Source organism: Paraburkholderia kirstenboschensis (assembly GCF_032806925.1).
Lineage (GTDB): Bacteria > Pseudomonadota > Gammaproteobacteria > Burkholderiales > Burkholderiaceae > Paraburkholderia > Paraburkholderia kirstenboschensis.
The window spans coordinates 1,472,049-1,494,309 of record NZ_CP136513.1; the positions used below are offsets into that span (position 1 = coordinate 1,472,049).

A 22,261-nucleotide genomic window follows, 5' to 3' on the forward strand; every position below is an offset into this window, starting at 1 on the left:
GTTGTTGTCCCGGACATGTCGGCGAGCGTCGTATTGCCACGACCGTATGCGAGCGACGTATTCCGCGTTGTATCAGGATGAGTGACCGAGATCGCCCGTCCGCTTGAATCGTAGGCCCAAGTTGCTGTACGGGAGCCGGATTTGTCTTTTGTTCCAGTCAATCCGTTAGGAAAGCGAGCATCCTCATAAAGATACTGACGGACGTAGCCGATCGTGCGGTCACCGAAGCCAGGTTCCCGTTCGTATCATACAAATAGTGCGTGGCATTGCCAGAGGGAGGCACCACGCTCGTTATACGACCACTGCTATCGTACGTAAGAGTGAAGTAGAGCATCGACGCGCTCTGTGCGATGCGATCGGCGGGCCACTGTCCGACAGAATAAATTCTTTGCCCATCGTAAAAGACCTCACGGTATACACCTGTCCGGCTTGTTTCTGACTTCAATAGACCAGTACTGGCCGAATATCTTTCTGTCGTACCAAGCCGGTCGTCTTTTAGATAGAAGTATCCGTCGCCGCCGTTCGTCAGGGACATACCTGAAGTCCCGGGAACAGTCCACGCGCCGCCGCTCAGCGTGAAGGCAACGGGCTGCTGATCACCTCGATAAGCAACGATTCGAGGCACGCTCGCATTTACCGCGGCCAAGTCGATCCTTCGCTGCCAGTTGTTAACCCAGTTGCGACCCATCAATGCCTGCGTCGTGTCGTATGGCTTCGAAAGATAAGTACGCCTGAAGACAAGCGGAGAGGCATCGCCACTCGCGAAGTCACTTTCGGTAACTCTGACAATTCCCTTGCCCGAGAGGACCGGGTCAGCTACTGGACACGAGTCATCTGGCTGCGGCGGAACAGGTACACCTCCGCAATAATCTCTGATCCAGTCGGACGCATTTGGACAGTTGTAATAGTTAATAGAGTTATATGGATCATCATTGCCCGTTGTCATGGGCGACGTTCCAGCGACCTGAACTGCGCAGGTCGGAGTGCCGGGGATCCCCTTTCATGTCTCTCCCTAATTGTTAGGTTTTGCCGATCCGGCTTGCCCACTCTTAGCGAGATTGAAATGCGCGTCTATCCGAAGGAATTCTCTTTCAGAATTGTTCTCAACATATTCATGGAAATTTCTGAATCAAATTTTTTGCGCTCCTTTTTCCAATGAGGGATTTGCATCAAGGGAAATTCGTTCTAGACTGGCTTGGTCGTGTTATTCCACGACTTAGGGAATGTCAGCTTCGCGACAGACGCATTTAATTCGCTAAGCAGCACGCTTAGTCTCCAACTGCCGGGCAGAAAATCATAAATGGAGTCGGCGCATCGACAGGTCTGACGGGAGTGGGGGCCAGCACCGTCAGATGTTGCAGAAGTTTGCGGATAGTTCTTTAGAAGCTGCCGCATTCGCGGGAAAGGCTGCGTACGGTTCCAGCACCGACGAAAGCGCAATCGAAAAACAGGAAACCTTAGCCTCCCACTCCCACCCTCCTCCTCTCCGCCCGCTGCATAAAATAATTAACCGCCACGACCCCGACGGACACCACCGCAATAAACAAAGTTGCCAACGCATTCATCTCCGGATTCAATCCCAACCGGACCCGCGAGAAAACCACCAGCGGCAACGTCGTCGATCCAGGCCCCGACAAAAACGCGGACAAAACCAGATCGTCGATGGACAAGGTAAACGACAACAGCCACCCCGACACCAGCGCCTGCGAAATCAACGGCAAGGTGATCGAGAAAAACACGCGAAGCGGCGTCGCCCCGAGATCGAGCGCCGCTTCCTCCAGCGAAGGATGCAACTCCTTCACGCGCGACTGCACGATAATCGCCACGTACGAAATGCACAGCATCACGTGCCCGATCCAGATCGTGAATATGCCGCGCCCGGCCGGCCATCCGAGCCACTTCGCCATTTCGATAAACAGCAACAGCAGCGAAATGCCCTGGATCACCTCGGGAATCACCAGCGGCGCGTTGATCATGCCGGTATAAAGCGTGAAGCCGCGAAAACGCCCCATGCGCGCGAGCACAAAGCCGGCCCATGTGCCGATGATCACCGACGCAAACGCCGTCAGCACCGCCACCCTCAACGAGAGCCACGCTGCAGCGATCAGTTCGTCGTCATGCAGTAACGCCGCATACCAGCGCGTCGAAAAGCGCGTCCATACGGTGACCAGTTGCGATTCGTTGAACGAATAGACGATCAGACTCACAATCGGCACATACAGGAACAGAAAGCCCAACGCCAACGCAGTGAACTGCAAGATCCGGTTCGGCTTCATTAACGTCTTTCCTCCATCGCCTTCGCCTGCGCATGCTGGAAGAACGCCATCGGCACCAACAGCAGCAGCACCATCGCACACGTCACCGCCGAAGCCATCGGCCAGTCCGCATTGTCGAAGAACTCATTCCACATCACGCGGCCGATCATCAGCGTATTCGCGCCGCCCAGCAATTCCGGAATCACGTACTCGCCCACCGCCGGAATAAACACGAGAAGGCAACCGGCGATAATGCCGTTCTTCGAGAGCGGCAACGTAATCTGCCAGAACGCTTTCCACGGCTTTGCGCCAAGGTCGTATGCGGCCTCCAGCAAAGTCATGTCCATCTTCACCAGGTGTGCATACAAGGGCATCACGAGAAACGGCAGATACGAATACACCATGCCGATATAGACGGCGGTATTCGTGTGATACAGCTCGATCGGCGAATGAATGAGACCGATCGACATCAGAAAATTATTGAGCAAGCCGTTGTTCTTCAGAATGCCGATCCACGCATAAACGCGAATCAGGAACGATGTCCAGAACGGCAGCATCACGGCCATCATCAGCAGATTGCGGCGCGCCGGATCCGATCGCGCGATGTAATACGCCATCGGATAGCCAATCAGCAGACACAGCAGCGTCGAGATAGCGGCAACCACGACCGAATTGATGTACGTCGCAAAGTAAAGGCTGTCCGTGACGAGAAACGCGTAATGCGACAGGTCGAGCTTGAGGTGAATCGCGCCGTCCACAAAACTCGTCAGCTCCGTGTACGGCGGAATGCCGAGTTGCAGATCGGCAAAGCTGATCTTGACGACCAGCAGGAACGGCACGAGAAAAAACAGCAGCAGCCAGACGAACGGACCGGCCACGACCGCGGTGCGGCCAGTCAGGTTGAAGCGCCGCACCGGCCAGTTGACGAACGAATTGAACCGGCGCTTCATGACGTGAGCACCACACCGGCCGATGCGCTCCAGCGCACATACACCTCGTCGCCCCAGGTCGGCGGATCGATCTCCGTGAGCGCGAGGCTCGTCACATTGGCGATCACCGTTTTGCCGCTGTCGAGCTTCACGTGGTACAGCGAATAGCCGCCCATGTAAGCGATGTTCGTGACGACGCCCTTGCCCCAGTTGTATGCGCCCTCGGGCGGCTTACGCGTAAGCGCGATGCGCTCGGGCCGCACGGAAATCGTCACCGGCATGCCGAGCGGACCGGTAATGCCGTGGCTTACATACAGGCGGCAGGTGAGATCGGGCGTTTCGATAAAGACGTGATCGGGCTCGTCTTCGACCGTATGTCCTTCGAACAGATTAGTCGAGCCGATGAATTCGGCCGAAAAGCGGCTATTCGGATACTCGTAGACCTCGTGCGGCGTGCCTACCTGCACGATCTCGCCTTCGCTCATCACGGCGAGGCGGCCCGCCATCGTCATGGCTTCTTCCTGATCGTGCGTAACCATGATGCAGGTCACGCCGACCGCGTCGAGAATGTTGACGAGCTCGATCTGCGTGCGTTGACGGATCTGCTTGTCGAGCGCGGACATCGGCTCGTCGAGCAGCAACAGCTTGGGCCGCTTCACAAGAGAGCGCGCCAGCGCGACACGTTGCTGCTGCCCGCCCGATAGCTGATGCGGCTTGCGGTTCGCGAAGCGGCCCATCTGCACGAGTTCGAGCGCGGTCTGCACGCGGTCCTTCAATTCCGCCTTGGGCACGCCTTCCTGCTTCAGACCGAACGCGACGTTCGACTCGACCGTCATGTGCGGAAAAAGCGCATACGACTGAAACATCATGTTGACCGGCCGGCGATACGGCGGCAGTTGCGCGAGGTCCTCGCCGTCGATCAGGATCTTGCCCGAGGTCACGGTCTCGAGCCCGGCCAGCATGCGCAGCAACGTCGACTTGCCGCAGCCGGAACTACCGAGCAGCGCGAACAGCTCGCCCTTTTTCACCGACAGATTGACCTGTTTGACCGCCACGGTCTCGCCGAATTTTTTCACGACGTCGACGATCTGCACGAAGTTCCCGGCTGCGTCGTTCATCGCGGCGTTGCCGCCAGCGGACGGCGCGGCCACCCGGTCCAGCGCGCCCGACTGCTCACTACTCATCACAATGCTTTACTCCGGCGTTTGACGAACAAAGCCCCCGGTGGACACCGAGGGCTTCTTGATGATGCTTACCCATTCACTCTGGCCGGGTTAGCGGCCGGACTTGAACTCAGTCCAGAGCCGCGTCTGCAGCCGCTGGACTTCAGGCGGCAGCGGCTTCAGCAGGAACAATGTCTTGATGACGTCGGGCGGCGGATACACAGCCGGATCGTTCGCGACGTCCTTGTCCACGTACTTGCGCGCTTCGAGATTCGCGCTCGGATAGTAGACGGCGTTGGTGATCGCGGCGTGGACCTGCGGCGTTTCGATGTAGTTGATCCACTCGAGCGCGGCTTCCTTGTTCTTCGCGTCTTTCGGAATCGCCATCACGTCGAACCACACGGGCGCGCCGCCCTTCGGGATGTAGTACTCGATCTTGTATGCCTTCTTCGCCTCGATCGCGCGATGCTTGGCGATCACGACGTCGCCCGACCAGCCATATGCGAAGCAGACGTCGCCGCCGACCAGGTCGTTGATATAGCCCGACGAGTTGAACTGCGTGATGTACGGACGGATCTTCTTGAGCATGGCGAGCGCGGCGCGGTAGTCGGCCGGGTTCGTGCTCATCGGATCCTTGCCGATGTAGTGCAGCGCGGCGGCGAACATCTGATCCGGCGCGTCGAGCACGGACACGCCGCAGGCCTTCAGCTTCGAGATGTTTTCCGGCTTGAACAGGATGTCCCAGTTATCGAGCGGCACGTTCTTGCCGAGGATCTGCTGTGCTTTCGTGACGTTGTAGCCGAGTCCGGTCGTGCCGTATGCCCAGGGCACCGTGAACTTGTTGTCCGGGTCGGCGCCTGCGACAAGCGACATCAGCGAAGGGTCGAGGTACTTCAGGTTCGGCAGTTTCGATTTATCGAGCGGCGAGAAGATGCCCGCTGCGATCTGTTTGCCGGCGTAATTGCTGGTCGGCACGACGATGTCGTAACCGGAATTGCCGGTAAGAAGTTTGGCTTGCAGCGTGTCGTCGCTGTCGTAGTTGTCGTATTTGACCTGGACGCCGGTCTGCTTGGTGAAGTTCGGAATGGTGTCCTTGGCGATGTAATCGGACCAGTTATACACGTTGAGCTGCGTATCCTTCGCTGCCGCCGTCAACCACGGCGCCGCGCACAAGACCAGCGCAGCCACTTGCCCCACTACCCGTCTTTTCATCCCGTTCTCCGATCCTGACCGGTCCGAACCGGCCGTCCTCACGCATGCCGCGATGCAGTGCCAATGCAGCGCCCACGGCTCCCCTGAAAAACCCGAAAACTACCACCAATTATTGCGCGGTCCAAAAAAAACGCCGCATTGTCGCGCAAACGGTACAGCGTAAGCCGCACCGCCGGAAAATGGGCGCAATTTTAGCGGGTTATGGGCGCGTGTCTACCCGAAAAAAACCCCGGCTCGCGGCACCCTGCGAAGTTGCCGGCGGGCTAAGGCTGCGAGCCAGCCAGCGTGGGCGCTTCGGCCGAGTGTCTGGACGCCGCAATGCAGGCGGCTTTGCGCCGACATCGCCCAACAACGCATTGCCGCGACGGAGCACAATGGCTGACAGGCGCAGGTCACGATGGCGTCGGCCTCGGTATTGTGCGTATGGCCTGCCTGCGGGACCCGGCATCGCTCGGCACGGCTTGGTCCGCGCGGCTCGCCGCGCCGCATGGCGGGGGCCCGCATCAGCCCCGCGGGCACGGCCCTTGCGGAACTTGGCAGTCTTTGACCTCAGGCATCCATGAACACCAATCCGTTCGCGCTGCGCCCTAACCGCCGTCGACGTCTGCCCGAAAAAGGACCCGCGCACTGGTTCTCGTTCGTCGGCGCCGGCGCGCTGATCGCGGTCGGTTATATCGATCCTGGCAATTGGGCAACGGCACTCGGCGCGGGCGCCGGTTATGGCTATCAGTTGCTGGGCATGGTCGTGCTCGCGAGCCTGATGGCCATGCTGCTGCAATGGCTGTCGTCGCGGCTCGGCGTCGTCACCGGGCGGGATCTCGCGCAGGTTTGCCGCGAACATTCGGGGCGGCGCCGCACTATCTTTCTGTGGCTGACGAGCGAGGTCGCGATCATCGCCTGCGACGTCGCGGAGGTGGTCGGCAGCGCCGTCGCGTTGCAATTGCTGCTGGGCGTGTCGCTGACTGTCGGCGTGCTGATGTCGGCTGTCTGTACCTTCGCGCTGCTCGCGCTCCAGCAGAAAGGCGGCCGCAAGCTGGAAGCGGTGATCGCGTTGCTGATCGGTTTTGTCGGCTTGTGCTTCGTGATCGAACTGGCGCTTGCGCGGCCCGACTGGCATGCGGCGCTGGCGGGCACGGTGCCCAGCGTCGAGCTATTGCGCAACGCGGGGATGGTGTGGCTCGCGGCGGGCATCGTCGGCGCTACCGTGATGCCGCACAACCTCTATCTGCATTCGTCGCTCGTCAAGCACCACGCGCCCGACTGCAGCGACGCGCAGATCAAGGCGGCATTGCATGTCGTCAATATCGACACCATCGGCTCGCTCCTCTTCGCCTTCGTGATCAATGCGGCGCTGCTGATCGTCGCAGCGGCCGTGTTTCATACGAGCGGCCATCGCGACGTGACCGATCTCGCGGACGCTCACCGCCTGATTGCGCCGCTGCTGGGCACCCACTGGGCCGGCATTCTGTTCGCGGCGGCGCTGCTGGCGTGCGGCCTGAGCGCGACCGTTACCGGCACGCTAGCGGGCCAGGCGGTCATGGAGGGCTTCCTGCAACTGCGTCTGCCGCGCTGGAAACGCGCGCTGCTCACGCGCGCGCTGGCGATCGGCCCCGCGCTGGTGGCCGTGACCATGTACGGCCAGGAAGGCTCCAATCAGTTGCTGGTGGCAAGCCAGGTCGTGCTGAGCCTGCAATTGCCGCTGGCGGTCGTACCGTTGATCCGTTACGCATCCGATGCACGGCTGATGCGCGGCTGGCGAGTGCACGGCGTGCCGCTGGTGCTGGCGTGGCTGTCGGCCACCTTCATCATCATGCTCAACGGAGCGCTGCTCTGGCAGGTGGCGTTCGGCAATTGACGGCGCCCCGGCTTTCGGCCCCGCGCCCGATGCGAATTCGCTTTCGGTTGCGGTCAACTTGTAAATGATCTTTTAGCATTTCAACCTGCGCGGCACCGCCGATCGCCGTGGCGCCGCGCCGTGCTGCTGTGCATTCCGGTGGCTGCCTGCGATCTTGTCCTAGCCATCCGGCAGCCATTCTTTTGCCACCTCCAAGCCTCTCGCATCGACGCGGCGGCGAAAACAGGCGCCGCGCATGACCTCACTCGAGACGCGCCGCGCCGTTTCGCCTGCAGCCTCGCTCCTGGACGACAGCCCATGCACCTTGTTGCTTCATTCGACCGCTTTGCTCGCCGCATCTTCATGACCATTCGCCGCGCTCATGGCTCTCCACACTGCAACAGACTCACATTGGCGTTCGCCGTCTTCGCATTGTCGAGCGCGTTGCCGGGAGAGGCGGCCGCCACGGTCGCGATGCTGCAGCCCGCGCGCATCGCGGCGGCCGATGAGCCGTTGCAGATCACGCTGCTTTATTCCGCCGACGACACCCGCCCGCTGAGCGTCACCGTGCCGCAAACCTTGCGCGTCACCCTGACCGGCGGCGAACAGTCGCCGCAGCCGCTCGAACTCGCGCGGGAAGCGGGCGTGCCCGACACGCTGCGTCTGCGGCCGGGCCAGTTTCGCAAAGTGCGCTTTTCGGCGCCGTGGCCGGAATCGGCGCGCGGCGAGATGCGTATCGATCCAGTCGGCTTCGACGCATCGCCGGCGCTCGTCGTGATCAATCGCACACCGCAGCAGGATGCGATCGTGCAGGCCGAGCGCAGCGAGAGCCAGGCCAGCACGCCCGCGCAGGCCGCGGCGACGGCGGCGGCGCTCGACGGCCCCACGGGCGACGCCATCTCGCCGCCCGGGGACTCGCTGTCGACCACTGGACGCGGCGTGTTCGCACACGTCTCCTACTACGAGCCGATGTACTTCGGCGTCGGCCACAACGGCGACACCAACGCGCGGCTGCAACTGAGCTTCAAGTATCGACTGCGCATTCCGGACGACCTGCGCTCGAAGGCGTTCATCGACAACCTGTACTTCGCGTACACGCAGACGTCGATATGGGATCTGTCCGCCGAATCCCGGCCGTTCCACGACACGACCTACTCGCCGCAACTGTTCTACTACGTGCCGGACACGGGCTGGCGCAGTCCGCTCTTTACGCGGATGGGCTTCGCCGCAGGCGTCGCGCACGAATCGAACGGTAAAGGAGGAGCCGATTCACGCAGCATCAATATGCCGTTCATCCGCCCGACGTGGGAATTCGGGGATCTGACGGCCAACCATCTGACGGTGTCGCCGAAAATCTATTACTACTTCGGCAAGGAGAGTAACCCTGACATTGCGGACTATCGCGGCTATGTCGATCTGCTCGTCAAATACGGCAGCCCCGACGGCTGGCAGCTCGCGACCACGCTGCGCAAAGGCACCAAGCACTGGTACGGCAGCGTGGATACGCAATTCACCTACCCGCTCGCGAAGCTGCTGGGCAGCGCATGGGGCGGCTACCTGTGGATCGGATACTTCAACGGCTACGGGGAGGATCTGCTCGACTACAACAACCGTCAGCATTGGATGGCGCGAATCGGCTACAGCATTGCGCGATGACACTGTGGGCCAGGCAGCGGCTCGCGTGGGCAACTGCGCTGTTCGATGCGCTGTTCGACGTGCTGTTCGACGTGCCGTTCGACGTGCTGTTCGACGTGCCGTTCGACGTGCTGTTCGACGTGCGATTGGCTGCACTATTCGATGCGCTGCTCGGCTCGGCGTGCCTCGCGCCTCGTATCGGTTAACATAGCGGAACTCCGCTTCCCTGCTGCAAGGTTTCCGATGGCTTCAAATCTCCACGCTCTTCCCGACAGCCCGTGTATTGGCGTGTGTTCCACGCTGTTCGACGACATCTGCAAGGGTTGCGGCCGCACCGCCGTTGAAGTGTCCAACTGGGTTTTTTTCAGCGATGAAGAAAAGCGGGCCGTGTGGGTACGCATCGAGCAGGAAGGCACGGCCATGCGCTTCCAGAACGACAAGCTTTGAGACGTTCGCCGGAACCGTCACGCGGAATGTCCCGGCGAAGCTGCCCGTGCTTCGATGAGGACACACAGTTAGTGCCTCGCTCGAAGCCCGAGCCATGCGCCTAGAAGCGCATACCCACACCTAGCCCCACCACCACCGGATCGATGCTCACGCGGCCAAGCGGCTGACCGTTGAGCGACGCGTCCGTGTGCATCCAGATTTTCTTGATGTCCGCGTTCACGAACAGCGACTTCGTCACCTGCACGTCGACGCCTGCCTGCAACGCCGGACCGAAGCTGTGATTGGTGATCGACACCGGCTGAGCGCCGACATGCAGACCATTGTTGTAGAAGAGCGTGTAGTTCAGACCTGCGCCGACGTACGGACGCACGCGCCCCGCGTGATTGAAGTGATATTGCAGCAGCAATGTCGGCGGCAATACGTTCACGCCACCCAGACCGCCGATGCTCGACGTGAGCTGATGGCGCGACGTGCCCAGAATCAGTTCGACGCCGAGATAGTCGCGGATCATGTAGGTCAGATCCAGTTCGGGCACGGTCGCGTTATTCACGCCGACGTTCAGAGCCGACAGCGTGCCGGTCGTGTCCACGTTCGGCACAATGCTGATGGCGCGTAGACGCACGAGCACGTCGCCGGCGTGAATGCCGCTCAGTGTGTCGTCGCCGGCAGCATGTGCCTGCGGCGCTATTGCGGCCGCGCATAGCAAGCTCAATGCAATGGCGGCGGTCCTGATCTTGTTGAGCGAGAGTTTGCTGAGCGAGAGTTTCATCTACTTCCCCGATTGTTGGTAATGTGCGGGGATTGTCGAAGCTCCAGCCGCGCGGCAAGTTGACCCCCATCAACCGAGAGAGAAAGCCCAGCGCCCTGCGACAGCCGGTCGCGTCGCACCGGTCAGCAGCAGTTCGAGCAGATCGTGCACGCTGCGAATCGCCGAGCCGAACGGCAGTGCTTCCTTGCCGCGGAAAAAGAGGCCGTTTGCCACGTCGCCGCGCAACGCCGCTGCGAGCCGAGTGTCGATGCAGAAATGGCCGAACTTCTCGACGCCGTCACGCCAGCCGCACACGCTCAGACACTCCAGCGCGGTCGGGCAAGCGTGTTTGAGCGCGCCGACCTTGTCGCGAATCCTGCTTTCATGCCGCAGATAGCGCGTGAGCCATGGCGTTTTCACCGCGCGCGCGGGCAAGCCCGTCACGCTGACGAATTCGACGATGTCTTCCGGCGCCGCCTCGGCGAGCACGCGCTTGAAGTTCGGATGCGCGTCGCCTTCCTCGGTCACGGCGAACGGCGTGCCGAGCTGCACACCATTAGCGCCCGCGTTGAGCAGCGTGCGCACGGCCTCATGACTATTGATGCCGCCCGCGAGAATCAACGGCACCTGCTTGCGATCGAGCCCGAGCGAGACGAATACGGCGTCGAGTTCTTGCAGAATCCGCATGAAGTCAAAGCGCTGATCGTTCATATCGGCGATGTTCGTGACGCCCAGATGCCCGCCCGCGTGCGCCGGATGCTCTATCACGACAGCGTCGGGCAGGCGGCCTTTTTTCATCCACTTCTTCAGCACCAGCGCAACGCCGCGGCTGTCCGACAGGATCGGAATCAGCGCGATGTCGTGGCCTTGGGTCATTTCCGGTAAGTCGAGCGGCAGACCCGCGCCCATCACGATTGCGTCGGCGCCGCTTTCGCAAGCCACGCGGACGTAATCGGCCTGCGCGCTGACCGCCTTCATCACGTTGACGGCGATCATGCCGCGACCTTCGCTGAGCGCCTTCGCCGCATGGATTTCGCGTGCGAGCGCCGTGAGATTGGCCTGTTCCAGCGTGGCGTGGTCGGGCGACTGGCTGCAGTGCTCGACGAGATCGGGATGGTGATGGCGCAGGTCGATGCTGGCAATCGTGCCGAGCGCGCCCTCGCGTGCGACGCTGCCTGCGAGCCGGTGCGCGGAGATACCGACGCCCATGCCGCCTTGCACGATCGGCAATAGCGAGCGACCGCGGATAACTAGCGGTGAAAAGGAGTGAGAGTGGAGCATGACTGATCCGACGGACGATTATCGAATCGCCGATCATCGTCCGTCGGGCGCAGCCGGGGTTGCGTCAGGTCAAGCAGCGCGCGAATGACGTTGCCGCGCGTGCGGATTGCTTGACGCCGGTCATCCGGGTCAAACTTTGAATTGCATCGACTTGAGTTCGAGATATTCCTCGAGCCCGTAGACCCCGTTCTCGCGTCCAAAGCCCGATTGCTTGAAGCCGCCGAACGGCGCGGCCATATTCCATGCACCGCCGTTGATGTCGATCTGGCCCGTGCGGATGCGGCGCGCAACGCGTTGCGCGCGTTCGTCGCTGCCAGCCCAGACCGCGCCGGCCAGCCCATAAGGCGAATCGTTGGCAATCCGAATCGCTTCCTCTTCGTCCTTGTAGGTCAGAATGGACAGGACCGGGCCGAAGATCTCCTCTTGCGCGATCGTCGCTTTCGGATGCACCCGGCCGAACACGGTAGGCTTGACGAAGAAGCCCTTCGATACGCCGTCGGGCAGCCCCGCGCCGCCGGTCACGAGCTCAGCGCCCTCCTCGATTCCCCTGGCGATGTACTGCTGCACGCGCGCCTGCTGCGCCGCCGATGCCAATGGCCCGAGGCGCGTTTTCTCGTCACGCGGATCGCCGGCTGCATATGTCTCGGCCACCTGCTTCGCGAGCGCTCGTGCTTCGTCGTAGCGTGCTTCGGGGACCAGCATGCGCGTGTGCGCGGAACACATTTGCCCCGAGTTCAGAAAGCACGCGCTGATGGTGCCTTTCACCGCGGCGGCGAAGTCGGCGTCGTCGAGAATCACCGACGCCGACTTGCCGCCGAGTTCGAGCGCGACGCGCTTGATCGTCGCCGACGCCAGTTCGGACACGCGCTTGCCCGCGCGCGTGGAACCGGTGAACGACACCATATCCACCGATGGATGGCTCGCGAGAATCTCGCCGACGACCGGCCCATAACCGCTGACGAGACTGAACACACCGGCGGGCAGCCCCGCTTCGTGAATCGCCTCGGCGAGCACGAAGGCATTCAAAGGCGCGATTTCCGAAGGCTTGAGCACGACCGTGCAACCGGCGGCGAGCGCCGCCGCCACCTTCAGCGTGATCTGATTGAGCGGATAGTTCCATGGCGTGATGGCGGCAACCACGCCGACCGGTTCGCGCACGACGAGCGAATTGCCGACGCGCGTCTCGAATTCGAAGTCGCTGGCGAGCTTCGCATACGCGTTCCAGTTGTACACGGGACTGCCAACCTGAATGGCGCGCGAGAGCTTCAGCGGCATGCCCACTTCGCCCGCGATCAGCGCAGCCAGTTCATCGGTGCGCGCTTTCAGGTTTGCCGCAATGCGCTGCAGATACTCGCCGCGCTGCGCTGCGGGCGTCGCGGCCCAGCCGTCGAAGGCCACGCGCGCGGCGGCAATCGCGCTTTCGGCATCGGCTTCGACGCCTTCGGGGATGCGCCCCATGACTTCCTCGGTGCCCGAATCGATCACGTCGATCGTGCCGGTGCCGCAGGGCGCAATCCATTTTCCGTCGATATAGAGTTTGTCGTAGGTCTTCATGATGGTCGGCCTTTGTCTGCGGATATTGATGGCTCTATTCTAAACAGCGTCGGAGGAAGGGGCTGGTGTGGGAGATGGGCGGCGAACAGAGCAGAAGCCCGCTAGCCAATAGCGCCGCGCTCGCTTACTATCCGACTTCATAAAAAAGCGCCCGCCCCGCGGCGCATATGCATCGAGACCAACCATGATCCCCACACGACACCCAAAACTTCCGCTGATCGCGGCGCTGATTGCAATCGCCGTGACAGCAGGCACCGCGCGCGCGGCGGAATCCGCGCCGGACGCAGCATCTGAAGCCGAACTGGACCTGACGAAAGAGGCCGCGCATCCAGTGGCCGATCTTCCCGGCGGCCTTGGCAACTTCTGCTTCTTTGCACGGCTGCCGCCTGCCAGTCAGAAGTACAAGGTCATCAAGAATGTGAAGATCGGCAAAGGCACCTACGGCGGCGTCGCGGACATCCTTCCGAAAATGGCCGAGTACGCGCAACTGCGTGGAGCCGATGCGATTATCGAGTACAGCGGTTCGCAGCGCTTCGGCTTCTGGCCTTGGCGGATGGTCAGACCCGTAGTGCGCGGCGTCGCCGTGCAATGGACTGAACCGAAGCCAGCGGATTGCGAATCGATCGGCGGCACGACGCTAAGCACGATTCTGTCATCGGGTCAGGCGCCGGCGAAATGAAAAACGGCGGTCCGACATGCGCAGAGCATGCCGGACCGCCGTTCTCAGGAGCCATGTGTCCGCGGGACAAACCCGACGATCAATGGCTTCGCAAATGTGCTTCTCAGAGGCTTTACTGCACGCCCTGGCTCAACAGGAAGTCTTCGTAGTTGCCGCCGAAGTCGTTCAGCGTACCGTTCGTCTTCACTTCGATGATCCGGTTGGCCAGACCGCTAACAAACTCGCGGTCGTGCGACACGAAAATCAGCGTGCCTTCGAACTTGTCGAGCGCGATTTGCAGCGACTCGATCGATTCCATGTCCATGTGGTTGGTCGGCTCGTCCATCAGCAGCACGTTATGGCGGCCCAGCATCAGCTTGCCCCAGATCATGCGGCCCTTCTCGCCACCTGACAGCACCTTGACCGACTTGCGAATATCGTCGGCATTGAACAGAAGACGGCCGAGCGTGCCGCGCACCATCTGCTCGTCGTCGCCTTCCTTGCGATAGGCGTCGATCCAGTCCATCAGCGTCACGTCGTTCGGAAACTCTTCGTACGTGTCCTGCGGCATATAACCGACGTTCGCGTTTTCCGCCCACTTCACCGTGCCGTGGTCGAGCTCGAGCTTGCCGAGCAGCGAGCGCAACAGCGTGGTCTTGCCTGCGCCGTTCTCGCCGATGATTGCGATCCGCTCACCGGGCTGCACGCTGATGCTGAAATCGTTGAAGATCGTGCGCTCGTACTTCTTCGAGATGCTGTCCGCGACTACCGCGATGTTGTGCAACTTCTTCTCGAACTCGAAGCGAATAAACGGATTCTGCCGCGACGACGGCTTGAATTCCTCGATCTTGATCTTGTCGATCATCTTCAGACGGCTGGTTGCCTGACGCGCCTTCGACTTGTTCGCCGAGAAGCGGCGCACGAAGTCCTGCAGGTCGGCGACACGCTCCTTCGCCTTCGCATTCGCGTTCTGCTGACGCTCGCGCGCCTGCGTGCTGGCCAGCATGTAGTCGTCGTAATTGCCCGGATAGACCTTCAGCGTGCCGAAGTCCATGTCGGCCATGTGCGTGCAGACCTGGTTCAGGAAGTGGCGGTCGTGCGAGATGATGATCATCGTCGAGTTGTACTGGTTGAGCACGTCTTCCAGCCAACGGATCGAGTTGATGTCCAGGTTGTTGGTCGGCTCGTCGAGCAGCAGCACGTCCGGCTTCGAGAACAGCGCCTGCGCGAGCAGCACGCGCAGCTTCCAGCCGGGCGCGACGTTGCTCATGGGGCCGTTGTGATCTTCAATGGCGATGCCGATGCCGAGCAGCAGTTCGCCCGCGCGCGCCTCGGCGGTGTAGCCGTCGTACTCGGCGAACTTCGCTTCGAGCTCGGCCGCGTGCATGTAGTCGTCGTCGGTCGCGTCGGGGTTTGCGTAGATCGCGTCGCGCTCGGTCATGGCGGCCCACATTTCGGCATGGCCCATCATCACGACGTCGAGCACGCGCACGTCTTCATACGCGAACTGGTCCTGGCGCAATTTACCGAGGCGCACGTTCGGCTCGAGCATCACGTTGCCCGAGCTCGGCTCCAGATCGCCACCCAGGATTTTCATGAAGGTAGACTTGCCGCAGCCGTTAGCACCGATCAGGCCATAGCGGTTCCCTCCCCCGAATTTGACCGAGATGTTCTCGAACAGGGGCTTTGGCCCGAATTGCATGGTGATGTTGGCAGTAGACAGCACGGCGCGTCCCTTTGAATGTGATATCGGCGAAAAACCGACTATTTTAGCAGGTTATCGCGAATCCAGCCCACGTGCGACGCGTCAGCGGCGGGCAACGGCGCGCGGCGTCTGCAAAATGTCGATGAACGCCGGGAAACCGGCCTCGCCTGGGCTTTGTCCGTTTGCGGTTCAAGATATGCAGCGACGGACGAGCGCGCAGCAGATGGCGGATCACCGGCGCCCTCCAGGTCCTTTTATCGGGCACGCGACGTGCAACGTCACATCTTCGCGCGACTGACGTTTTACCCGTGCGCGTTACCTATACTTCCTGAACGTCAACGAAGATCAAAGGAGAGACCTCATGTCAGACCACGTCTACAAGCAGATCGAACTGACCGGCTCATCGCCGAAATCGATCGACGACGCCATCAGCACCGCCATTGCGAAGGCATCGAAAACGCTGCGCAATCTGCACTGGTTCGAAGTGACGGAAACCCGGGGCCAGATCGAGAATGACAAAGTCGCCTTCTGGCAGGTGACGATCAAGGTGGGCTTGCGGATAGACGATTGATGCGGCCAACACCGGCGACGCCACAGCCGCCGCACAGCGCCCGCGTGAAAGCGGAAGAGCCGCGTCCGTAGCGGACGCAGCTCCGGCAGTCCTGCATGCAGCGGCGGCACGCCCTATCAGCCGCCCGCCGCAACGCAACGGCCTTACTTAGGCAACGAACCGTCCACGCCTTCGACATACCAGTTCAGGCGCTGCAACTCCGGATCGGTCAGCGTCTTGCCGGCCGGCACCTTCACCGTGCCGGACTGGTCCTTGATCGGACCGGCGAACACATCCCACTTGCCGCCCGCCAGTTCGTCGCGCTTCGCGGCGACCTTCTTCTGCGCGTCAGCCGGAATCGCCGCCGTGTTCAGATCTTCCAGATCGACGGCCTTCTGCGGAATGCCCCACCACACCGGGTCGTTCTTCCATTTGCCGTCGAGCACCTGCTGGATCGCCGCGTCGTAGTACACGCCCCAGTGCGCGACCACCGAGCCCAGATGCGCGCTCGGGCCGAACTTCTTCATGTCCGAATCCCAGCCGAACGCGTGCACATGTTTCTCCGATGCGGTCGCGAGCGTCGCGCTCGAATCGGTGTTCTGCAACAGCACGTCGGCGCCCTGGCCGATCAGCGTTTCGGCGGCCTGCTTCTCCTTGCCCGGATCGAACCAGCTATTGATCCAGATGACCTTCGTATGCACTTTCGGATTCACCGAGCGCGCGCCGAGCGTGTACGCATTGATGTTGCGAACCACTTCCGGAATCGGCACCGAAGCGACGAAGCCGAGCGTGTTCGTCTTCGTCACGTAACCGGCAGCCACGCCGGCGAGGTATGCGCCCTGATACATGCGCACGTCGTAAGTGCCGAAATTCGGCGCCTTCTTGTAGCCGGTCGCATGCAGGAAAACGGTGTCCGGAAAGTCCTTCGCGACTTTGAGTTCAAAGTCCTGATAGCCGAAGCTCGAACCGATGATGATCTTGTTGCCCTTGTTCGCCAGATCGCGGAATACGCGCTCCGAGTCGGCCGATTCGGGCACGTTCTCGATGCGCGTGATCTTGACCTTGCTGCCGAACTTCGCCTCGGCTTCCTTCGAGCCCTGGTCGTGCGCGAAGGTCCAGCCGGCATCGCCCGGATTGCCCAGATAGACAAACGCCACGCCCGGCGCGTCCGCTGCTTGCGCGGCCTGCGGCAGCGACGCAGTCAGCGCGAGCGACGCCGCGCCCCGGGCAAAAGCGGTCAGCAGATTTCTTCTCTTCATGTTTTCTCCTGTCGTGTTTATCGAATGATTTGAGACTTGCGAAGCACGTGCCGGCGGTCCTCAGCCTGCCGAGAAAAACGGCTTGCCAAGCGATGCGGGCGCGTTCAGGGGGATCGTGTTCGGGTTGCGCGAGATCAGCACCAGCACGACGACCGTCGCGACATACGGCAGCATTGCGAGGAATTGCGTCGGCACCGGCACGCCGATCGCCTGCGCATAGAACTGCAGGCCGGTCACGGCACCGAACAGCAGCGCGCCGATCAGGAGGCGCCCCGGTCGCCACGTCGCGAATACGACGAGCGCGAGCGCGATCCAGCCTCGGCCCGACGTGAGCTGTTCCTGCCAGAGGTGCAGATTGACGATCGAATAGTAGCCGCCGGCCAGTCCCGCCATGCCGCCGCCGAATGCGACCGCGCCATAGCGCACGCCCACTACCGGAAAGCCGACCGAATGCGCGACCTGCGGCGACTCGCCGACCGAGCGCAGCACGAGCCCCGCGCGCGTGCGATACAGAAACCACCCGATTACCGCGAACATCGCAAACGCGAGGTAATCGAGCGGCGTGAGACTGAAGAGCGCGGGACCGAGCACCGGAATCTTCGAGAGGCCCGGAATGGTCCACGTGTCGATGGTCGCGCGTACCGCCGCCGACGTGTACGGCTTGCCGACATACGCGGACAGGCCGATGCCGAAGATGGTCAATGACAGACCCGTGGCGACCTGGTTGGCGAGCATGGTCAGCGCGAGAAACGCGAACAGCAGCGACATCGCGAGGCCCGCGCCGATCGCGGCGAGCACACCGAGCCACGGGCTGCCGGTGATCGCGGTGACTGCGTAGCCGGTCACGGCGCCCATCAGCATCATGCCCTCCACGCCGAGGTTGAGAACGCCCGACTTTTCGGTGACGAGTTCGCCCGCGCCCGCGAACATCAGCGGAATCGCGGCAGTGACGGCGCTCGACGTGAGCGCGCTGGCTTGTTGAATATCCATGGATTGCGGCAACGAGGCGATAGACGGGTCAGTGGGCTTGCGCGGCAACGGAGCGCCGGCGCACACGGTAATTCACGAACAGATCGGCGCCCAGCAGGCAGAACAGCAGCAGTCCCTGGAACACGCCGGAGAGCGCCTGCGGCAACTGCATCGAGGTCTGCACTGCTTCGCCGCCGAGATACAGCAACGCCATCAGCAGACTTGCTAGCACGATGCCGACCGGATGCAGCCGTCCGACGAACACGACGATGATCGCTGTGAAGCCGTAACCCGGCGACCACGTCGCCTGCAACTGGCCGATAGGCCCGGCGATCTCGCCCATGCCTGCGAGGCCCGCGAGTCCGCCGCTGATCAAAAGCGACATCCAGATGGTTTTCTTGTCGGAGAAGCCCGCATAACGGGCGGCAAGCGGCGCAAGACCGCCGACGTTCATCCGGTAACCGGCAAAGCTTTTGCGCATGAAGAGCCATACGAGCGGAATCGCAATCAGCGTGACGAATACCGAAGCATTCAGACGCGTGCCGCGCAGCCATTTCCAGCGCCAGTCGCCGTAAAACGTCGGATAGAGTGCGTCGCCGCTGAACATTTCGGACAGCGGAAAATTCATGCCCTGCGGATCGCGCCAGGGGCCGCTCACCAGATAGATCAGCAGTTGCGTGGCCACGTACGTGAGCATGAGGCTCACGAGAATCTCGTTGGTGTTGAAGCGGCTTTTCAGCAGCGCGGGAATCGCCGCCCACAGCATGCCGCCGATCACGCCGGCGATCATCATCAGCGGCAGGATCCACCAGCCGCTCGCCTGATCGAAATAGATAGCGACGCCGCTCGCGGCAATGCCGCCGAGCAGCATCTGCCCTTCCGCGCCGATGTTCCACACATTCGCGCGATATCCGATCGCAAGCCCGAGACCGATCAGGCACAACGGTGAAGCCTTAAGCAGAAGCTCCGACCAGCCGTTCACGCTCGACAGCGGTTCGATGAAGAACGCGTGCATGGCTTGCAGCGGATCGCGGCCGACGAGGCCGAAGATCACGAAGCCGATTGCGAGTGTGAGCAATGCCGCGATCAGCGGCACGGCGAGCTGCATGGTGCGCGAGGGCGTCGTGCGCGCTTCGAGTCGATACGGAAGAATCATGGGTAGCGTGTGTTTTTTCGGGTTCTGATAACGGACGCGGAGATAGATACCGCGCGATCCGCTAGACGCGGCTCAAACATGCGCCGGCTGTTCCGCCGAAGGCGCCGCGCCCTCGCGGCCACCGAAGAGGCCCGCCATCCAGCGGCCGATTTCCTCGGCGTTGGTCGCGCCGGTCGCGCGTGCCGGCGAAAGCCTGCCGCCCGCGAGCACCGCAATGCGATCGCAGATGTCGAACAGTTCTTCGAGTTCCTCGGAAATCACGAGGATCGCCACGCCGCTTGCCGACAGATCGAGCAGCTGCTGGCGGATGAAAGCCGCCGCGCCCACATCGACGCCCCATGTGGGTTGCGCGACCACCAGCACCTTCGGCGCCTGCAGAATCTCGCGGCCCATGATGTACTTCTGCAGATTGCCACCCGACAAGCTTTGCGCGAGCGCCTCGGAGCCGCCGCAGCGCACATCGAAGGCTTCAATGCAGCGCCGGGCAAACGCACGCATCGCGCCTGAATTGATCCAGCCGGAGCTGACCATCTTCTGACGATGCGCGGTGAGCAGCGCGTTTTCGGACAGCGTCATCGCGGGCACGGCACCCCGGCCCAGGCGCTCCTCCGGCACGAAGCCGAAGCCGAGCGCGCGCCGCCCGCCCGCGCCAAGACGCCCCGCGGGCTTGCCGCAAATCGTGACGGCGTCCGCTCGCAGGCCGCGCTTCTCTCCCGAGAGCGCCGACAGCAATTCCGCCTGACCGTTGCCCGAGACGCCCGCAATGCCGAAGATCTCGCCCGCGTGCACGGCGAACGACACGTTCTCGAGCGACGTGCCGAACGGGTCGTCGCTCGCCACCGACAACGCTTTCACGTCGAGCAGCACCGCGCCCGGATTGTGCTCACGACGCGTGTAGTCGGGCAGCGAATGGCCGACCATCAGCTGCGCGAGCGACGCATGCGTTTCCTCTTTCGGCTTCACGTGGCCGGTGACACGGCCGCCGCGCATCACCGTCGCCGTGTCGCACAGTTCCTGAATTTCGTCGAGCTTGTGGCTGATGTAGAGAATGCTGCAGCCTTCGGCCGCGAGCCGCCGCAGCGTCGCGAACAGTTTGCGCACCGCTTGCGGCGTGAGCACGGACGTGGGTTCGTCCATGATCAGCAAACGCGGGTTCTGCAGCAGGCAGCGCACGATTTCGACGCGCTGCCGCTCGCCCACCGTCAGGCTATGCACGTGACGCTGCGGGTCGATGTCGAGGCCGTAGTCGGCGGAGACTTCGCGGATACGTTTGGAAAGCGCCTTGAGGTCGAAGGGTTCGTCGAGTGCAAGCGCGATGTTTTCGCCGACCGTGAGCGTTTCGAACAGCGAAAAGTGCTGGAACACCATGCCGATGCCCAGCTTGCGCGCCGCCGCGGGACTCGCGATGTCGACTGCCTCGCCTTCCCATTGAATCTCGCCGGCATCGGGCCGCACCGCGCCGTAGATGACCTTCATCAGCGTGCTCTTGCCCGCGCCGTTTTCGCCGAGCACGGCGTGGATCTCGCCCGGCGCGACGATCAGCGTGACGTCGTCGTTGGCCCGCACGGCGGGATATTGTTTGGTGATGCCTTTGAGCATCAACCGGGGCGCCGCCTGTTCCGGCCTCGTTGCCGGCTGCGCGGCGGCGCCGTCGCTATAAGAAGAGTCGCTCATGTGATTCCGTAGTGCGTCAGTGACTGCGGTTGCTGCACGGTCGTCCACCTTGCCGGCGGGCGATCCGTCACCACAACCGGATGACAATACCTAATTCGACCCGCTCAGTCGAGCCGCCAAAATTCGCGCAAACCCGCGCCACAGCAAGCTCTGCGGGTATGTCTGCCTTGACGCCGTTTTTCGTTCATATTAAAACGCATATACCCACGCACCCACTCGATCAGCCAGAACATATATTTCGGAGAAGTCATGAGTCAGCAACGCGAGGCGATCGATACCTACCTTCTGCGCGTCTTGCACACCTTGTTGATGGAACGCAGCGTCACGCGCGCGGCCGTCAAACTGAACCAGTCGCAACCTGCGATCAGCGCCGCGCTGCGCCGGTTGCGCGACATCACCGGCGACCCGCTGCTCGTGCGCGGGAAATCCGGCATGGTGCCCACCGAATACGGCCTGCGCCTCCTCGAGCCGGTGCAGAACGCGCTGCGCGAAATTGAACGCATCAAGTTCCAGCAACACAATTTCGATCCGGCCACTTCCATTCGCTGCTATCGCATCGGCTGCCCGGACTACCTGAACGTGCTGTTCGTGCCGACAGTGGTCGAACGCTTTCGCCAGGCCGCGCCGAACGCGACGCTCGAGTTTCACTCGCTCGGCCCCGCGTTCGACTACGAACTGGCGCTCGAAGACGGCAAGCTCGACATCGTCGTGGGCAACTGGCCGGAGCCGCCTGAGCAACTGCATCTGTCGAACCTGTTCGTCGATCAGATCGTCTGCCTGATGAGCAACGCGCATCCGTTCGCCAAACGCGGCGGGCTCACGCTCGACCAATACCTGAACGCCCCGCATCTCGCGCCTACCCCGTACTCGGTGGGTCAGCGCGGTGCAATCGACGTGCACCTCGCCCGCGAACGGTTGAAGCGCCACGTGGTCGTCACGCTGCCGTACTTCAATCTCGCGCCGTACGTGCTGATCAAGTCCGACTTGATTTTCACGACGACGCGCCTCTTTGCCGATTACTACGCCAAGTTCCTGCCGCTGACCGTGGTACCCGCGCCGCTCGACTTTCCGCCTATGCAGTACTACCAGCTATGGCATGAGCGCGTGCATTACTCCGACGAAGTGCGTTGGCTGCGCAGCCTCGTCGCCGAAGCGACCAGGACATTGATCGACAAGCCTTGAGATGTCAGAGGCTTTTTGACTGACAGGCGGCGCTTGCATTTATCGCTGTG

General features: G+C 62.0%; 20 protein-coding genes. 7 read left to right on the forward strand and 13 right to left on the reverse strand.

What is annotated here, in order from left to right:
- Positions 1 to 157: 157 nt before the first annotated feature.
- The 5 genes from RW095_RS29230 to RW095_RS29250 all read right to left on the reverse strand — a co-directional run bounded on the left by RW095_RS29230 (position 158) and on the right by RW095_RS29250 (position 5,559).
- Positions 158 to 946 carry an RHS repeat domain-containing protein gene (locus tag RW095_RS29230; RefSeq protein ID WP_317022228.1) on the reverse strand — a complete coding sequence of 263 codons (789 nt, stop codon included), beginning with the start codon at positions 944 to 946 and terminating at the stop codon, positions 158 to 160.
- Between the two features lie 511 nt (positions 947 to 1,457).
- Positions 1,458 to 2,276 carry an ABC transporter permease subunit gene (locus RW095_RS29235; RefSeq protein ID WP_317022229.1) on the reverse strand — a complete coding sequence of 273 codons (819 nt, stop codon included), beginning with the start codon at positions 2,274 to 2,276 and terminating at the stop codon, positions 1,458 to 1,460.
- Positions 2,276 to 3,205 carry an ABC transporter permease subunit gene (locus tag RW095_RS29240; protein ID WP_317022230.1) on the reverse strand — a complete coding sequence of 310 codons (930 nt, stop codon included), beginning with the start codon at positions 3,203 to 3,205 and terminating at the stop codon, positions 2,276 to 2,278. The genes RW095_RS29235 and RW095_RS29240 overlap by 1 nt, the downstream gene beginning before the upstream one ends.
- Positions 3,202 to 4,302, reverse strand: a complete 1,101-nt coding sequence (locus RW095_RS29245; protein ID WP_317022718.1) for an ABC transporter ATP-binding protein — start codon at positions 4,300 to 4,302, stop codon at positions 3,202 to 3,204. The genes RW095_RS29240 and RW095_RS29245 overlap by 4 nt, the downstream gene beginning before the upstream one ends.
- Positions 4,303 to 4,458: 156 nt before the next feature.
- Entirely contained in the window at positions 4,459 to 5,559 is a 1,101-nt protein-coding gene (locus tag RW095_RS29250; protein WP_214883102.1) for a polyamine ABC transporter substrate-binding protein, read from the reverse strand.
- A 559-nt stretch (positions 5,560 to 6,118) separates the two neighbouring features.
- Between RW095_RS29250 and RW095_RS29255 the strand changes: the two genes are divergently transcribed.
- The 4 genes from RW095_RS29255 (at position 6,119) to RW095_RS29270 (ending at position 9,475) form a co-directional block, all read left to right on the forward strand.
- The gene (locus RW095_RS29255; RefSeq protein WP_317022231.1) at positions 6,119 to 7,414 is read left to right on the forward strand and encodes an Nramp family divalent metal transporter; all 1,296 of its coding nucleotides are present in this window, start codon (positions 6,119 to 6,121) and stop codon (positions 7,412 to 7,414) included.
- A 297-nt stretch (positions 7,415 to 7,711) separates the two neighbouring features.
- Positions 7,712 to 9,049, forward strand: a complete 1,338-nt coding sequence (locus RW095_RS29260) for a phospholipase A (RefSeq protein WP_317022232.1) — start codon at positions 7,712 to 7,714, stop codon at positions 9,047 to 9,049.
- Positions 9,046 to 9,234: a hypothetical protein gene (locus tag RW095_RS29265; protein ID WP_317022233.1), complete on the forward strand. Its 189-nt coding sequence runs from the start codon at positions 9,046 to 9,048 to the stop codon at positions 9,232 to 9,234. The genes RW095_RS29260 and RW095_RS29265 overlap by 4 nt, the downstream gene beginning before the upstream one ends.
- Before the next feature lie 37 nt (positions 9,235 to 9,271).
- Entirely contained in the window at positions 9,272 to 9,475 is a 204-nt protein-coding gene (locus RW095_RS29270; RefSeq protein WP_128595240.1) for a DUF1289 domain-containing protein, read from the forward strand.
- A 100-nt stretch (positions 9,476 to 9,575) separates the two neighbouring features.
- Here RW095_RS29270 and RW095_RS29275 read toward each other — a convergent pair whose 3' ends face one another.
- From RW095_RS29275 to RW095_RS29285, 3 genes are all read right to left on the reverse strand, one after another.
- Positions 9,576 to 10,244 (reverse strand): OmpW/AlkL family protein, encoded by a 669-nt coding sequence (locus tag RW095_RS29275; RefSeq protein WP_317022234.1) that lies wholly within the window; start codon positions 10,242 to 10,244, stop codon positions 9,576 to 9,578.
- A 69-nt stretch (positions 10,245 to 10,313) separates the two neighbouring features.
- Positions 10,314 to 11,504, reverse strand: coding sequence for an NAD(P)H-dependent flavin oxidoreductase (locus RW095_RS29280; protein ID WP_317022235.1), 1,191 nt, complete (start codon positions 11,502 to 11,504; stop codon positions 10,314 to 10,316).
- 129 nt (positions 11,505 to 11,633) lie between these two features.
- A complete protein-coding gene (locus RW095_RS29285; protein ID WP_317022236.1) occupies positions 11,634 to 13,058 on the reverse strand; it encodes an aldehyde dehydrogenase family protein in 1,425 nt (474 codons plus the stop codon).
- 184 nt (positions 13,059 to 13,242) lie between these two features.
- Here RW095_RS29285 and RW095_RS29290 point away from each other — a divergent pair, with 184 nt between their 5' ends.
- Complete coding sequence (locus tag RW095_RS29290) at positions 13,243 to 13,737, forward strand: hypothetical protein (protein WP_317022237.1); 495 nt, start codon at positions 13,243 to 13,245, stop codon at positions 13,735 to 13,737.
- Between the two features lie 112 nt (positions 13,738 to 13,849).
- Here RW095_RS29290 and RW095_RS29295 read toward each other — a convergent pair whose 3' ends face one another.
- Positions 13,850 to 15,442 (reverse strand): ABC-F family ATPase, encoded by a 1,593-nt coding sequence (locus RW095_RS29295; protein ID WP_128595244.1) that lies wholly within the window; start codon positions 15,440 to 15,442, stop codon positions 13,850 to 13,852.
- 340 nt (positions 15,443 to 15,782) lie between these two features.
- On the opposite strand from RW095_RS29295, the gene RW095_RS29300 reads away from it, so the two are divergent.
- A complete protein-coding gene (locus tag RW095_RS29300) occupies positions 15,783 to 15,992 on the forward strand; it encodes a dodecin (protein ID WP_020070181.1) in 210 nt (69 codons plus the stop codon).
- A 143-nt stretch (positions 15,993 to 16,135) separates the two neighbouring features.
- Here the strand turns inward: RW095_RS29300 and RW095_RS29305 are convergent, their stop codons facing one another.
- The 4 genes from RW095_RS29305 to RW095_RS29320 all read right to left on the reverse strand — a co-directional run bounded on the left by RW095_RS29305 (position 16,136) and on the right by RW095_RS29320 (position 21,029).
- The gene (locus RW095_RS29305; protein ID WP_317022238.1) at positions 16,136 to 17,230 is read right to left on the reverse strand and encodes a BMP family ABC transporter substrate-binding protein; all 1,095 of its coding nucleotides are present in this window, start codon (positions 17,228 to 17,230) and stop codon (positions 16,136 to 16,138) included.
- Between the two features lie 60 nt (positions 17,231 to 17,290).
- On the reverse strand, positions 17,291 to 18,220 hold the full coding sequence (locus tag RW095_RS29310) for an ABC transporter permease (RefSeq protein ID WP_317022239.1): 930 nt from the start codon (positions 18,218 to 18,220) through the stop codon (positions 17,291 to 17,293).
- A gap of 28 nt (positions 18,221 to 18,248) precedes the next feature.
- On the reverse strand, positions 18,249 to 19,355 hold the full coding sequence (locus tag RW095_RS29315; protein WP_317022240.1) for an ABC transporter permease: 1,107 nt from the start codon (positions 19,353 to 19,355) through the stop codon (positions 18,249 to 18,251).
- Between the two features lie 72 nt (positions 19,356 to 19,427).
- Positions 19,428 to 21,029, reverse strand: a complete 1,602-nt coding sequence (locus RW095_RS29320) for an ABC transporter ATP-binding protein (RefSeq protein ID WP_317022241.1) — start codon at positions 21,027 to 21,029, stop codon at positions 19,428 to 19,430.
- Between the two features lie 249 nt (positions 21,030 to 21,278).
- On the opposite strand from RW095_RS29320, the gene RW095_RS29325 reads away from it, so the two are divergent.
- A complete protein-coding gene (locus tag RW095_RS29325) occupies positions 21,279 to 22,211 on the forward strand; it encodes a LysR substrate-binding domain-containing protein (protein ID WP_007181594.1) in 933 nt (310 codons plus the stop codon).
- Positions 22,212 to 22,261 lie beyond the last annotated feature (50 nt).

Excerpts from the sequence above, each read along its gene's own strand:
- RW095_RS29230 (WP_317022228.1), bottom strand. The coding sequence starts at position 946 with ATGACAACGGGCAATGATGATCCATATAACTCTATTAACTATTACAAC.
- RW095_RS29235 (WP_317022229.1), bottom strand. The coding sequence starts at position 2,276 with ATGAAGCCGAACCGGATCTTGCAGTTCACTGCGTTGGCGTTGGGCTTT.
- RW095_RS29240 (WP_317022230.1), bottom strand. The coding sequence starts at position 3,205 with ATGAAGCGCCGGTTCAATTCGTTCGTCAACTGGCCGGTGCGGCGCTTC.
- RW095_RS29245 (WP_317022718.1), bottom strand. The coding sequence starts at position 4,302 with ATGAACGACGCAGCCGGGAACTTCGTGCAGATCGTCGACGTCGTGAAA.
- RW095_RS29250 (WP_214883102.1), bottom strand. The coding sequence starts at position 5,559 with ATGAAAAGACGGGTAGTGGGGCAAGTGGCTGCGCTGGTCTTGTGCGCG.
- RW095_RS29255 (WP_317022231.1), top strand. The coding sequence starts at position 6,119 with ATGAACACCAATCCGTTCGCGCTGCGCCCTAACCGCCGTCGACGTCTG.
- RW095_RS29260 (WP_317022232.1), top strand. The coding sequence starts at position 7,712 with ATGCACCTTGTTGCTTCATTCGACCGCTTTGCTCGCCGCATCTTCATG.
- RW095_RS29265 (WP_317022233.1), top strand. The coding sequence starts at position 9,046 with ATGACACTGTGGGCCAGGCAGCGGCTCGCGTGGGCAACTGCGCTGTTC.
- RW095_RS29270 (WP_128595240.1), top strand. The coding sequence starts at position 9,272 with ATGGCTTCAAATCTCCACGCTCTTCCCGACAGCCCGTGTATTGGCGTG.
- RW095_RS29275 (WP_317022234.1), bottom strand. The coding sequence starts at position 10,244 with ATGAAACTCTCGCTCAGCAAACTCTCGCTCAACAAGATCAGGACCGCC.
- RW095_RS29280 (WP_317022235.1), bottom strand. The coding sequence starts at position 11,504 with ATGCTCCACTCTCACTCCTTTTCACCGCTAGTTATCCGCGGTCGCTCG.
- RW095_RS29285 (WP_317022236.1), bottom strand. The coding sequence starts at position 13,058 with ATGAAGACCTACGACAAACTCTATATCGACGGAAAATGGATTGCGCCC.
- RW095_RS29290 (WP_317022237.1), top strand. The coding sequence starts at position 13,243 with ATGATCCCCACACGACACCCAAAACTTCCGCTGATCGCGGCGCTGATT.
- RW095_RS29300 (WP_020070181.1), top strand. The coding sequence starts at position 15,783 with ATGTCAGACCACGTCTACAAGCAGATCGAACTGACCGGCTCATCGCCG.
- RW095_RS29305 (WP_317022238.1), bottom strand. The coding sequence starts at position 17,230 with ATGAAGAGAAGAAATCTGCTGACCGCTTTTGCCCGGGGCGCGGCGTCG.
- RW095_RS29310 (WP_317022239.1), bottom strand. The coding sequence starts at position 18,220 with ATGGATATTCAACAAGCCAGCGCGCTCACGTCGAGCGCCGTCACTGCC.
- RW095_RS29315 (WP_317022240.1), bottom strand. The coding sequence starts at position 19,355 with ATGATTCTTCCGTATCGACTCGAAGCGCGCACGACGCCCTCGCGCACC.
- RW095_RS29320 (WP_317022241.1), bottom strand. The coding sequence starts at position 21,029 with ATGAGCGACTCTTCTTATAGCGACGGCGCCGCCGCGCAGCCGGCAACG.
- RW095_RS29325 (WP_007181594.1), top strand. The coding sequence starts at position 21,279 with ATGAGTCAGCAACGCGAGGCGATCGATACCTACCTTCTGCGCGTCTTG.